Raw genomic sequence first — 13,331 nt, forward strand, 5'->3', positions numbered from 1 at the left:
CAGCAGTGGCCGTCAGGCCACCGACTCCACCGCCGCCCCGGTCCCGGCCGCCTCCAGCTCCGCCACCTGCGCGGTCTCGCGCACGTGGACCCGGCGCAAGGTCGCCGCCGCCGCGATCGCCGCGACGACCAGCACCGCCGCGGCCGCGATCGCCGCGCCCCGCATCCCGTCGGTGAACGCCGCCCGTGCCGCCGTCACCAGGGCCTCGCCCGCACGTCCCGGGAGCCGTCCGGCGGCGGCGAGCGCACCACCGAGGGTCTCGTGGGCCGGGGCCGGGGCGGCGGACGGGATCTCGTGGCGGTAGATCGCCGTACCGATGGAGCCGAGCACCGCCATGCCGAGCGCGCCGCCGAACTCCTGGCCGGTCTCCAGCAGGGACGAGGCCGCACCCGCCCGCTCCACCGGGGCCGCGCCCAGCGCCAGGTCGGTCATCTGGGACATCACCATCACGATGCCGCAGGCCAGGACGCCGCACGCGACCAGCACCAGCACCAGCGAGTCCGTGCCGGCCAGGGCGAGCATCGCGTAGCCGGTCGCGGCGATCACGAAGCCCGCGGCGACGACGTACGCCCGGTTGACGCCCTTCTGCACCAGCCGCGTCGCCGCCGGGGCCGCCATTCCGATCGGGACCGAGGGCAGCAGCGCCCACAGGGCCGCCTCCAGCGCGCTCTTGCCGAGCACCGACTGCAGGTACTGCGTGGTGAAGAAGGCCGAGCCCATCATCGCGAACGCGGAGACGAGGTTCAGGACGATCGCGGGGGCGAAGCCGCGGCCGCGGAACAGGGCCGGGGAGATCATCGGGGCGGCCGCCGTGCGCTGGCGGTGGACGAAGAGGGCCGCGAAGAGCAGGCCGACGGCGATCGAGACGACGTAGAGCGGGTGCACTCCCTCGGACGGGATCTCCTTCAGACCGTAGATCACCGGGAGCACCGCCGCCATCGACAGCGGCACGCTGAGCAGGTCGAAACGGCCGGGCTCGGGGTTCTTCGACTCGGGCAGCAGGACCGGGCCCAGCACCAGCAGCAGCGCCATCGCGGGCAGGTTGACCAGGAAGACCGAGCCCCACCAGAAGTACTGCACCAGGACGCCGCTCAGCACCGAGCCGAGCGCGATGCCGCCGGTCATCACACCGGACCAGATGCCGATGGCCTTCGCCCGCTGGGCGGGGTCGGTGAACATCGTTCGGACCAGCGCCATCGTCGAGGGCATCAGGGTGGCGCCGCCGATGCCGAGGACCGCGCGGGCGGCGATCAGGGTCTCGGCGCTGTTCGCGTACGCGGCCGTCAGCGAGGCGGCGCCGAAGGCGGCGGCCCCGATCAGCAGCAGCCGGCGGCGGCCGACGCGGTCGCCGAGCGAGCCCATCGTCATCAGCAGACCGGCCAGGACGAACGCGTAGATGTCGAAGATCCACAGCTGCTGGGTGCCGCTCGGCTCCAGGTCCGCGCTGATCGCGGGGATCGCGAAGTAGAGGACCGAGACGTCCATCGAGACCAGCAGCAGCGGCAGCATCAGCACGCCGAGGGCGGTCCATTCACGGCGGCCGGCGCGAGGGACCGCGGTGGTGGTGGTGCTCGTCGAGTTCGTCATGCCAAGGAATGTACACACGTCTTATACGATCGTCTAGGACTAATGTATAAGTCACTCGTCTAGGACGATTGTATGGATCGCGGGTAGGCTGATCGCATGGGACATCGTGAGGATCTGCTGGAAGGCGCGAAGCGCTGCCTGCTGGAGAAGGGCTTCCTGCGCACGACCGCGCGGGACGTCGTCAAGGCGTCGGGGACCAACCTCGCGTCCATCGGCTACCACTACGGCTCGAAGGACGCGCTGCTGGCACAGGCGTACGTGTCGTTGATCGAGGGCGTGGGAGAGACCATGGCTTCAGGCCCCGGCTGGGGCGCGGGCGGCGAGACGACGGCGCCCTCCGGGTCGCTGGAGCGCTTCCGGGACGTGTGGGCGAGCGTCATCCGCTCGGTACCCGAGTCGCGGGCCATCTGGCTGCTGAGCTTCGAACTCATCTTCCAGGGCGACCGGATGCCGGAGGTGCGCCGACTGCTGGGCGAGGCCCAGCAGGAGGGGCGTTCCGGACTGGTCTCGATGTTCACCGGCGTCCCGGAGAGGGAGCTCGACAAGGAGACCGTCGACACGGAGGGCCGCTTCTACCAGACCCTGCTCAACGGACTCATGGTGCAGTGGCTCTTCGACCCGGACTCGGCGACCGACGCCGACCGGCTCACCGAGGGGCTGCGCCGGGTGATCGCGGGAGCCGAGCGGGCCCGGAAGGAGGCGGCGGAGTCCGCCGGGAAGAGCTGACTACAGCCGGCCCGCCTTGAGGGCCATGTGCAGCAGCAGCCGGTCCTCGCCGTCGTCCAGGTCCAGGCCGGTCAGCTGTTCCACCCGGGACAGCCGGTAGTAGAGCGTCTGGCGGTGGATGCCCAGCTCGGCGGCGGCCCGGCCGGCCTGGCCCGCGCAGTCCAGGAAGATCTCGGCGGTGCGGGCCAGCTCCTGGTGGGCGGGGGAGAGCAGAGCGCGTACGGCGGGGTCCTGCGCGACCTCCGGCGGCAATGCGGTGAGCAGGCGGAACGGGCCGATCGACGCCCACTCGGCGACCGGACCCAGACGCGGCTCCGCCAGCGCGGCCCGCGCGGCGGCCGACGCCTCCGCCCAGGCGCTGCCCAGCTCGGCCAGCCCCGTCCGGCCGGCGGCGATCCCACCGGCCACCGCGCCCCCGCCCGCCCGTTCCAGCAGCCGCGTCGCCGCCGACACCGCGGGGGTCAGCGTGTCGGCCGAGCGCAGCCGCACCAGCAGTGCCAGGCACCGGGCCGTGGTGCCCCAGGGCACCGCGCACAGCGCCGTCGCGCCCGGCAGGGTGCGCACCGAGGGAGCGTCGTCGGGGTCCGCCGAGGGCCAGGGCGCCACGCAGACCACCGTGTGCGGGCCGTCCGCACGCACACCCAGGGCCGTGCGCAGCTCCGCCACCGCTGCATCCCGCGGCCAGCCCCGCTCCGCGGTCAGCACGGCGCGCAGCTCCCGGGTGAGGTCGGCGCCGTGCTGCGCCTCGTCCGCGAGCAGCGCGCCGATCCGCGCGGTCACCCGCATCGCCGCCGACAGCTGCTGCTCGGTCGGCCCCGGATCGTGGTCCAGGAGCCAGACATAGCCGAGGACGACACCCCGATGGCGTACCGGAAGGCAGATCCGCCCCCGGTACACGCCCGCCTCGGGGGTCGGCGGGATCCTGACCGGGCCCGTGGCCCGGGTGATGCCGAAGCCCTCGAACCAGTGGCGGACCGCGGCCGTGGAGCGGCGCGTGAGGATCGAACGGGTGCGCACCGGGTCCAGGGCCGAGGGATCCAGGTCCTCCTCGCTGGCGTAGGCGCCGAAGGCGATCAGCACGAAGTCCCGGTTCTCCAGCGTGGCCGGCGCGCCGAGCAGCTCCGAGATCTCGTCGACCAGCTCCTGGTAGTCACCTTTGTAATCGGCCGTCACTCGGGCATTCTCCCTCATTTGCGCAGGGCCTTCATACATCTGTCTGAGATCGGGTCCACGGATGCGTGACAGCTGTCGATGGCAGACGATCGGAGGGATCCTTAACTTTCACGGTGGTTCTCCGTGCCGTCCCCGAATGGTCGGGTTTCGGCCTTCTTTGAGTGTGGTGGAGGTGCCCCGTGCTGGGTCCCGTGATTCTTGCCGCGTCGCGCAGCGACCGGATGCGACGCCTGATCTCGGCGGCCCCGGTGACCAAGCAGGTCGTCGACCGCTTCATCCCCGGCGAGACCGTGGACGACGTCGTTCCCATCATCGCGGAGCTGACCGGCCGGGGCCTGGAGCTGACCATGGACGTGGTCGGCGAGGACATCACCACTCCCGAGCAGGCCACCGCCGCCCGCGACGCCTACCTGCTGCTGATCGACCGCCTCAAGGACCTTCAGCTCGGCCCGAAGGTCGAGATGTCCGTGAAGCTGTCCATGTTCGGCCAAGCGCTGCCCGACGGCCACGAGCTGGCGCTCGCGAACGTCCGCCCGGTCGTCGAGGCCGCGGCCGCGGTCGGCACCACGGTCACCCTGGACGCGGAGGACCACACCACCCTCGACTCGATGTTCGCCATCCACGAGGAGCTGCGGAAGGACTTCCCGCAGACCGGCTGCGTCATCCAGGCCTACCTCTTCCGCACCGAGGCCGACGCGCGCCGCCTCGCCGCTTGCGGCAGCCGCGTACGGTTGGTGAAGGGCGCCTACAAGGAGCCCGCCGAGGTCGCGTACCAGAACAAGCACGAGATCGACAAGGCGTACGTCCGGATCCTGCGCACCCTCATGGAGGGCGACGGCTACCCGATGGTCGGGTCCCACGACCCGCGTCTGATCTCCATCGCGCAGGAACTGGCCCGCGGCGCCGGCCGCAAGCTCGACGAGTACGAGTTCCAGATGCTGTACGGCATCCGCGGCGACGAGCACCTGCGGCTGGCCGCCGAGGGCCACCGGATGCGCGTCTACACCGCCTACGGCACCGACTGGTACGGCTACTTCATGCGGCGCCTGGCCGAGAAGCCGGCGAACCTGCGCTTCTTCGTCCGTTCGATGGTCAGCAAGGGCTGAGCCCGCACCCCACGCCCGACCCACCGCTCAAGTCAAGGAGTTACGGAAACCATGGACGCTGTGACCCAGGTCCCCACGCCCGTCAACGAGCCGGTGCACGGCTACGCCCCCGGTTCGCCCGAACGCGCCCGGCTGGAGGCCAAGCTCAAGGAGCTGGCCGAGAACCCGGTCGACCTGCCCTGCACCATCGGCGGCGAGAAGCGCATGGGCGGCGGTGAGGCCTTCGAGGTCGTCCAGCCGCACAACCACAAGGCCGTCCTCGGCACCTACCGCAACGCCGGCAAGCAGGACGCCCAGGACGCCATCGACGCGGCCCTGGCCGCGGCCCCGGCCTGGCGCGCGATGTCCTTCGACGACCGCGCCGCGATCATCCTGCGCGCCGCCGAGCTGCTGGCCGGCCCGTGGCGCGAGACAATCGCCGCCTCCACCATGCTCGGCCAGTCCAAGACCGCCCAGCAGGCCGAGATCGACAGCCCCTGCGAGCTGGTCGACTTCTGGCGCTTCAACGTCCACTACGCCCGCCAGATCCTGGCCGAGCAGCCCCCGGCCAACTCCCCGGGCGTGTGGAACCGCATGGACCACCGCCCGCTGGAGGGCTTCGTCTACGCGATCACGCCGTTCAACTTCTCGGCGATCGCGGCCAACCTGCCGACCGCGCCCGCGCTGATGGGCAACGTGGTGATCTGGAAGCCGTCCCCGACCCAGACCCACGCGGCCGTCCTGCTCATGAAGCTGCTGGAGGAGGCGGGCCTGCCCAACGGCGTCATCAACCTCCTCACCGGTGACGGCATCGAGGTCTCCGAGGTCGCCCTGAACCACCGCGACCTGGCCGGCATCCACTTCACCGGTTCGACCAGGACCTTCCAGTACCTGTGGAAGACGGTCGGCAACAACATCGAGAAGTACCGCTCCTACCCGCGTCTGGTCGGCGAGACCGGCGGCAAGGACTTCCTGGTGGCCCACCCGAGCGCCGACCGCGCGGTGCTGAAGACCGCCCTGACCCGCGGTGCCTTCGAGTACCAGGGCCAGAAGTGCTCGGCCACCTCCCGGGCGTACATCCCGGCCTCCGTCTGGAACTCCGGCTTCAAGGAGGAGTTCGCCGCCGAGGTCGACTACCTGACCATGGGTGACGTCACCGACCTGGCCAACTTCATGGGCGCGGTCATCGACGAGCGCTCCTTCGCGAAGAACAAGGCCGCGATCGACCGTGCCAAGGCGGACCCGTCCTGCACGATCGTCGCGGGCGGCACCTACGACGACTCGGTCGGCTACTTCGTCCGCCCGACCGTCATCGAGTGCACCGACCCGGAGAACGAGGTCTTCACGACCGAGTACTTCGGCCCGATCCTCGCGGTGCACGTCTACGAGGACGACCGTTACGACGAGATGCTGACCCAGATGGAGTCGGTGTCGGACTACGCCCTCACGGGTTCGGTCATCGCGAACGACCGCGCCGCGGCGGCGTACACGATGGAGAAGCTGCGCTACGCGGCCGGCAACTTCTACATCAACGACAAGTCGACCGGCGCCGTGGTCGGCCAGCAGCCGTTCGGCGGCGGCCGCGCCTCCGGCACCAACGACAAGGCCGGCGCCCCGCAGAACCTGATGCGCTGGACCCTGACCCGCGCCATCAAGGAGACCCTGGTCCCGCCGACCGACTACACCTACCCGCACATGGGCTGACCCCCGCGCGGAACCCGCGAACCCCGCCCCCGGTCCGGAAGCACCCCTCCGGCCGGGGGCGGTGCCATGTCCGGCGAAAACCCCAGGTCAGAGTCGGGGGGCCGAGCGGCTGTCTCAGATAGTAGGAAGTCCGAGTAATTGTGGAGACAGCCGGGCCGTCCTCGCATAGCTTTGTAGAAGCCGAACGTCACCGCTCGATCCAGCGAATGGCGGTCGTGAGCCGGGCCCTGTGCAGGACACCCCTGCGGCGCCGCTCCCCGCCCACTCCGGCGTCTCGTAAATCCCTCCGCCTGCGCACTCCGCGCTTTCCCGAAGGAGTCGATTCACCATGGCCGAGACGACCGTCCGCCGCCGCGTCCGTCACGTCACCCGCATGAGCGAGTCCGACCGCAAGAACGCCGCCGCAGCCCTCCAGCGTGCCCTCGACCGCCGCGACAACGGGGGCGAGACCGGCCACTGAGCCGGCCCACCCCGGCCGCCGGTCCATATGGCGGACGTCGTGTGTCATCTCTCGGGACGAGGAGTAGGGTGCCGGCATGTCTCGCAGCATCGATCTCGCAGTGATTCCCGGTGACGGCATCGGCCAGGAAGTCGTGGCCGAGGGTCTGAAGGTCCTGACCGCCGTCCTCCCGCAGGATGTGAAGCTGGAGACCAGGGAGTACGACTTCGGCGCCCGGCGCTACCACGCCACCGGTGAGACCCTCACCGACGCCGACCTCGAGGCCCTGAAGGCGCACGACGCCATCCTGCTCGGCGCGATCGGCGACCCGTCGGTGCCGTCCGGCGTCCTGGAGCGCGGCTTCCTGCTCAAGCTCCGCTTCGCCTTCGACCACCACGTCAACCTGCGCCCGAGCAAACTCCTGCCGGGTGTCGCCACCCCGCTCGCCGGCGACCCGAAGATCGACTTCGTCGTCGTCCGCGAGGGCACCGAGGGCCCGTACACGGGCAACGGCGGCACCATCCGCAAGGGCACCGAGCACGAGGTCGCCACCGAGGTCTCCGTGAACACGGCCTTCGGTGTCGAGCGCGTGGTCCGCGACGCCTTCGCCCGCGCCGAGGCCCGCCCCCGCAAGAAGCTCACGCTGGTCCACAAGAACAACGTCCTGACCTTCGCGGGACACCTGTGGACCGACATCTTCAACAAGGTGGCCGAGGAGTACCCCGAGGTCACCACCGAGTACATCCACGTCGACGCGGCCACCATCTACCTGGTCACCCAGCCCGAGCGCTTCGACGTCATCGTCACCGACAACCTCTTCGGCGACATCATCACCGACCTCGCCGCGGCCGTCTCCGGCGGCATCGGCGTCGCGGCCTCCGGCAACATCAACCCGAGCCGCGAGTTCCCGTCCATGTTCGAGCCGGTCCACGGCTCGGCCCCGGACATCGCAGGCCAGGGCAAGGCCGACCCGACCGCCACGGTCCTCTCCGTCGCCCTGCTGCTGCGCCACCTCGGCTACGACGCGGAGGCGACCCGGATCGAGGACGCCGTCTCCGCCGACCTCGCGGAGCGCGGTGGGCTGCCCGCGCGCAGCACCTCCGAGATCGGTGACGCGCTCGCCGTACGAGTAGCCGGCTGACCCCGCCGCGCCACTCGAAGAACCTTCGAAGCCGTCGGGTCGCATCCGGGCCCGGCGGCTTCCCCATGCCCGCCGCCGGGTGCCACCATCGAATCCTGGGTCGTATTCACCCCGTTTCCTTCCATCGCAGCCCCCGCGCGATAATCGAACGCGGAGCCGCGAGATGAGGGAATGCTCGGACGTCCTAGCACCAGCCACTGGCCGTGCGGGCGTGAGCGCGGCCCGTCACTACAACCCGGTGAAGGACACTCACTCATGACGACGCCCACGATCGAGCTCAAGCCCTCGGCCAACCCGCTCTCCGACGCGGAGCGCGAGGCGATTCTGACCAACCCCGGGTTCGGCCGCCACTTCACCGACCACATGGTGACGATCAGGTGGACCGAGGGCCGGGGCTGGCACGACGGCCAGCTCGTTCCGTACGCGCCGATCCCCCTCGACCCCGCCACCCACGTCCTGCACTACGCGCAGGAGATCTTCGAGGGCCTGAAGGCCTACCGCCAGCCCGACGGCTCGGTCGCCACCTTCCGCCCGGAGAAGAACGCCCTGCGCTTCCAGGCGTCCTCCCGCCGCCTGGCCATGCCCGAGCTGCCCGTCGAGACGTTCATCGAGGCCTGTGACGCCCTGGTCCAGCAGGACAAGGCGTGGGTGCCGGCGCACGGCGGCGAGGAGTCCCTCTACCTGCGCCCGTTCATGATCTCCACCGAGGTCGGCCTCGGCGTCAAGCCCGCCAACGAGTACCTGTTCATCGTGATCGCCTCCCCGGCCGGCGCCTACTTCCCCGGCGGCGTGAAGCCCGTCTCCATCTGGGCCTCCGAGGACCGCGTCCGCGCCGTCCCCGGCGGCGTGGGCGACGCCAAGACCGGCGGCAACTACGCGGCCTCCCTGCTCGCCCAGGCCGAGGCCGCCGCCCAGGGCTGCGACCAGGTCTGCTACCTCGACGCCGTGGAGCACAAGTGGGTCGAGGAACTCGGCGGCATGAACCTGTACTTCGTCTACGGCGACAAGATCGTCACCCCGTCGCTCAGCGGCTCGATCCTGGAGGGCGTCACCCGCGACTCCCTGCTCGCCGTCGCCCGTGACCTCGGCTACGAGGCCGAGGAGGCCCGGGTCTCCGTCGACCAGTGGCAGCGCGACTCCGAGAACGGCACGCTGACCGAGGTCTTCGCCTGTGGCACGGCGGCCGTGATCACCCCGGTCGGCATGGTCAAGCGCGCGGGCGCCGAGTGGCAGCAGTCGGGCGGAGAGCCCGGCGAGGTCACGATGCGCCTCCGCCAGGCTCTCCTGGACATCCAGCGCGGCGTCACCGAGGACAAGCACGGCTGGATGCACAAGCTGGGCTGAGCCCACCTGCCGGGTCAGGCCTCCTGACGGACTGCCGGGGCCGCCGCGGACTCCCCGTCCGCGGCGGCCCCCTCGTGTTCCCGGCCGTGCGTCAGCAGCAGGTAGACCGCGCCGCCGACCGCACCCGAGAGCAGGAAGCTGCAGTCCACACCGCCGGTCAGGCGCAGCAGCGGACCCTGGTACGACGGCAGGGACACCGCCAGCAGACCGACCACGGCGCCCACCGCCCAGGAGAGGGTCGCCCGCACGTTCCAGCCGGCCCGGTACCAGTAGATGCCGCCCCGCGAGCGCCGGTTGAAGACCTGAAGGGCGTCGGCGTCGTAGACACTGCGGCAGCGGGCGAAGCCGATGAGCGTGACGACCGCCCACGGGGTGCCGATCGCGGTCAGCAGCAGCACGAAGGACGTCATCGCCGACTGCGCGTTCCAGGCGTAGTGGCCGACGAAGACACACAGCGTGGCGACGACGGCGACCGTGTAGGTGGCCCGGGCGCGTGAGGCGCGCGGCAGGATCGCGTCCAGGTCCAGGCCCATCGAGTACAGCATCAGACCCGCGTTGCCGACCGAGCCGGCGGAGGCGGACAGCAGCAGCGGCAGCAGGTACCAGGTGGGGGAGGCGTCGACCAGGGGACCGGCGTAGTCCAGGGCGGCGCGGGCGCCGTAGGCCGTGAAGGTGCCGAACAGTTGCGGGACGAGCAGGCCCAGGATCAGGCCGAGCCAGGTGGCGTGCAGCACCCGGCGGGAGGAGTGGCGGCGCGGGGAGATGTAGCGGGTGTAGTCGCCCAGCAGGGTGATGAAGGCGACCGGGCCGGACAGGCCCGCGGCCACCGTGGCGAGGAACCACGTCGGCCAGAACCCGCCCAGCAGATAGCCGCCCGTCTCCGGCAGCGCGGCGGTGGTGAAGTGCGGCGCGTAGGCGATCACGCCGAGGGCCAGCAGCGCCGTCATGCCGATCGCGAGGACACGGGACATGGCGAGCAGCACCCGGTAGCCGTAGACGGCGCCCGCGACGGTCGCCGCGGCGAGCAGCGTGTAGACGGCGGCGTACGACACCCCGCTCGGCGTCAGCCCGAACAGCCGGTGCAGGACGCTCACCATCACGTCGCCGCCGATCCACACCGTCAGCGCGGTGTAGCCGAGGGCGAGGAGCAGCCCGACCACCGAGCCGACCAGCCGGCCCCGCACACCGAACTGGGCGCCGGAGGACGTGGACAGGTTGGTGGCGGTGCGCAGGGAGACCAGGGCCAGCGGGGCCGTGAACAGCGTGCCGACCACGGTGCCCACCACGATCGAGCTGAGCGAGCCCCACCAGCCCAGCCCGAAGGACGGCGGCAGCCAGCCGAAGATGATCACACCGAGGCACAGATTGGACCCGAGCAGGATCGACACCAGATCGCGCGGACCGCTGGTCCGCTCCTCCTCGGGGATGGTGTCTACTCCGCGCTGTTCTATCGGCATGGCTTGCGTCTCCTTCGACTGCCGCCTGAGAGTTTGAGCGACGTTCAATGTGACGCGGACGTCAGTGTGTCGTCAACCATCAATCTTTCGCAGCGTTGAATTCGACCTTTAGAGTGTTGCTCTAATCCATGAAAGGCAAGGAGGTGCCGCCGCGTGAGACTGACCCCCACGGAGCGTGACCGGCTGCTGCTCTTCGGAGCCGCCGAGCTGGCCCGCGCCCGCAAGGCCCGCGGCCTGCGGCTCAACGTGCCGGAGGCCACCGCCCTGATCGCCGACACCGTCTGCGAGGCCGCCCGCGACGGCGCCCGGCTCGCCGAGGCGATCGAGCGCGCCCGTGCGGTGCTCGGCCCGGACGACGTCCTTCCGGGCGTCGCGGACGTGGTGACCGAGGTCCACGTCGAGGCCGTCTTCGACGACGGCTCACGGCTCGCCGTGGTCTCCGACCCGATCGCCGGCGGCTCGCTGGGGGACCAGGGCCCCGGGGCGCTGCTGCCCGGACCGCAGCACGCCGACCCCGAGCCGGCCCTGTGCCTCACGGTCACCAACACCGCGTCCGTTCCGGTGTCGGTCACCTCCCACTTCCACTTCTTCGAGGCCAACCCGCGCCTGGACTTCGACCGCGCGGCCGCATACGGGACGCGGCTGGCCGTGCCCGCCGGTTCCTCGGTCCGGTTCGGGCCGGGGGAGAGCGCCGAGGTCGGTCTCGTGCCGGTCGGCGGGGAGCGGATCGCCATCGGCTTCGCGGGACTCGTCGACGGCCCACTGGACGCGCCGGGGGCGAAGCAGGAGGCCCTGCGCCGGGCCGCGGCCTGCGGATACCTCGGCGTACCGGACAACACCGAGCCGGAGAACACCGTGCCGGAGAGCACGGAGCCGGAGAGCACGGAGCGGGAGAACACGGAGCGGGAGAACACGAAGACGGAGAACACCGAGCAGGAGGTCGAGCGATGAGCCGCCCCGGAGGCCACCCGGCCGAAGCCCGCCGGCTCACGGCGTACGAGTACGCCGCCACCCACGGCCCGCGCGCCGGCGACCGCATCCGCCTCGGCGACTCCGGGCTGGTCGTACGCGTGGAGTCCGACTCCCAGAAGTACGGCGACGAGTTCCTCGCCGGATTCGGCAAGACCGCCCGCGACGGCCTGCACCTGAAGGCGGCGGCCGTCCGCGAGACCTGCGACGTCGTCATCAGCAACGTCGTCGTGATCGACGCGGTGCAGGGCATCCGCAAGGTGTCCATCGGCATCCGCGAGGGGCGCGTCCGCGCCATCGGGCGGGCCGGCAACCCCGACACGCTCGACGGCGTGGACGTGGTCGTCGGCACGGGTACGTCCATCGTCTCGGGCGAGGGGCTCATCGCCACGGCCGGTGCCGTGGACACCCATGTCCACCTGCTGTCGCCGCGCATCATGGAGGCCTCGCTCGCCTCCGGCGTGACCACGATCATCGGCCAGGAGTTCGGGCCGGTGTGGGGCGTGGGCGTCAACTCGCCGTGGGCCCTGAAGCACGCGTTCGGCGCCTTCGACGCCTGGCCGGTCAACATCGGCTTCCTGGGCCGTGGTTCGTCCTCCCACGAGGCGCCGCTCATCGAGGCCCTGGCCGAGGGCGGGGCGAGCGGCTTCAAGGTGCACGAGGACATGGGCGCCCACACCCGTGCCCTGGACACCGCCCTGCGCGTCGCCGAGGAGCACGACGTCCAGGTGGCCCTGCACAGCGACGGCCTGAACGAGTGCCTGTCGGTCGAGGACACCCTGCGCGTCCTTCAGGGCCGTACGATCCACGCCTTCCACATCGAGGGCTGCGGCGGCGGACACGTCCCCAACGTGCTGAAGATGGCCGGGGTGCCGAACGTCATCGGCTCCTCCACCAACCCCACCCTGCCGTTCGGCCGGGACGCGGTCGCCGAGCACTACGGCATGATCGTCTCCGTCCACGACCTCAAGCCCGACCTGCCGGGCGACGCCGCCATGGCCCGCGACCGCATCCGGGCCGGCACCATGGGCGCCGAGGACGTGCTGCACGACCTGGGCGCCATCGGCATCACCTCCTCCGACGCCCAGGGCATGGGCCGGGCCGGGGAGACCGTGCGCCGCACCTTCGCGATGGCCGGCAAGATGAAGGCCGAGCTGGGCCCGGTGGACGGGGACGGCCCGGACGACGACAACGCGCGCGTGCTGCGCTACCTGGCCAAGCTGACCATCAACCCGGCCATCGCGCACGGCCTGGCCCACGAAGTCGGCTCCATCGAGGTCGGCAAGCTCGCCGACATCGTGCTGTGGCGCCCGGAGTACTTCGGCGCCAAGCCGCAGCTCGTCCTCAAGGCGGGCTTCCCGGCCTACGGCGTGGTCGGCGACCCGGGCGCGGCCACCGACACCTGCGAACCCCTGGTGCTCGGCCCGCAGTTCGGCGCGCACGGCGCCACCCCAGCCGAGATCTCGGTGGCGTTCGTCGCGCAGGCCGCCGTGGACCAGGGCCACGACACGATGCCCACCCGGCGCCGCCGGGTCGCCGTCCGCGGCACCCGCGGCATCGGCCCGGCCGACCTGCGCCTGAACTCCCGCACCGGAGCGGTCGACGTCGACCGGCGCACCGGCCTGGTCACCCTCGACGGCGACCCGCTGCGCTCCGAGCCCGCCGACTCCGTCTCCCTCAACCGCCTCTACTTCCTCTGAGGATCC

Annotated in this window: 11 protein-coding genes; 8 read left to right on the top strand and 3 right to left on the bottom strand. The window is 71.2% G+C overall.

Features of this window, described 5'->3' with window-relative positions; genetic code table 11:
- Window positions 1-12: 12 nt before the first annotated feature.
- On the bottom strand, window positions 13-1,587 hold the full coding sequence (locus R2S09_RS13660) for an MFS transporter (protein ID WP_316741199.1): 1,575 nt from the start codon (window positions 1,585-1,587) through the stop codon (window positions 13-15).
- A 96-nt stretch (window positions 1,588-1,683) separates the two neighbouring features.
- Here R2S09_RS13660 and R2S09_RS13665 point away from each other — a divergent pair, with 96 nt between their 5' ends.
- Window positions 1,684-2,313, top strand: coding sequence for a TetR/AcrR family transcriptional regulator (locus tag R2S09_RS13665; protein WP_306188230.1), 630 nt, complete (start codon window positions 1,684-1,686; stop codon window positions 2,311-2,313).
- Here R2S09_RS13665 and R2S09_RS13670 read toward each other — a convergent pair whose 3' ends face one another.
- Window positions 2,314-3,504, bottom strand: a complete 1,191-nt coding sequence (locus tag R2S09_RS13670; RefSeq protein WP_306188232.1) for a CdaR family transcriptional regulator — start codon at window positions 3,502-3,504, stop codon at window positions 2,314-2,316.
- A gap of 161 nt (window positions 3,505-3,665) precedes the next feature.
- On the opposite strand from R2S09_RS13670, the gene R2S09_RS13675 reads away from it, so the two are divergent.
- The 5 genes from R2S09_RS13675 (at window position 3,666) to R2S09_RS13695 (ending at window position 9,199) form a co-directional block, all read left to right on the top strand.
- Entirely contained in the window at window positions 3,666-4,592 is a 927-nt protein-coding gene (locus R2S09_RS13675) for a proline dehydrogenase family protein (RefSeq protein ID WP_316741200.1), read from the top strand.
- Between the two features lie 51 nt (window positions 4,593-4,643).
- Entirely contained in the window at window positions 4,644-6,275 is a 1,632-nt protein-coding gene (gene pruA / locus R2S09_RS13680; RefSeq protein WP_316741201.1) for an L-glutamate gamma-semialdehyde dehydrogenase, read from the top strand.
- A 328-nt stretch (window positions 6,276-6,603) separates the two neighbouring features.
- Window positions 6,604-6,735 carry a hypothetical protein gene (locus R2S09_RS13685; protein WP_107473529.1) on the top strand — a complete coding sequence of 44 codons (132 nt, stop codon included), beginning with the start codon at window positions 6,604-6,606 and terminating at the stop codon, window positions 6,733-6,735.
- A gap of 76 nt (window positions 6,736-6,811) precedes the next feature.
- On the top strand, window positions 6,812-7,855 hold the full coding sequence (locus R2S09_RS13690; protein ID WP_316741203.1) for a 3-isopropylmalate dehydrogenase: 1,044 nt from the start codon (window positions 6,812-6,814) through the stop codon (window positions 7,853-7,855).
- A 255-nt stretch (window positions 7,856-8,110) separates the two neighbouring features.
- Window positions 8,111-9,199, top strand: a complete 1,089-nt coding sequence (locus R2S09_RS13695) for a branched-chain amino acid aminotransferase (protein ID WP_306188242.1) — start codon at window positions 8,111-8,113, stop codon at window positions 9,197-9,199.
- A 14-nt stretch (window positions 9,200-9,213) separates the two neighbouring features.
- Here the strand turns inward: R2S09_RS13695 and R2S09_RS13700 are convergent, their stop codons facing one another.
- Entirely contained in the window at window positions 9,214-10,656 is a 1,443-nt protein-coding gene (locus R2S09_RS13700) for a cytosine permease (RefSeq protein ID WP_316741205.1), read from the bottom strand.
- 153 nt (window positions 10,657-10,809) lie between these two features.
- Here R2S09_RS13700 and ureA point away from each other — a divergent pair, with 153 nt between their 5' ends.
- Together ureA and R2S09_RS13710 are read left to right on the top strand one after the other, a co-directional pair.
- Entirely contained in the window at window positions 10,810-11,607 is a 798-nt protein-coding gene (gene ureA / locus R2S09_RS13705; RefSeq protein ID WP_316741207.1) for an urease subunit gamma, read from the top strand.
- Window positions 11,604-13,325, top strand: coding sequence for an urease subunit alpha (locus R2S09_RS13710; RefSeq protein ID WP_316741209.1), 1,722 nt, complete (start codon window positions 11,604-11,606; stop codon window positions 13,323-13,325). Before ureA ends, R2S09_RS13710 begins: the two co-directional genes overlap by 4 nt.
- Window positions 13,326-13,331: the final 6 nt, after the last annotated feature.

It is taken from the genome of Streptomyces sp. MK7 (assembly GCF_032658145.1).
Lineage (GTDB): Bacteria > Actinomycetota > Actinomycetes > Streptomycetales > Streptomycetaceae > Streptomyces > Streptomyces spiralis.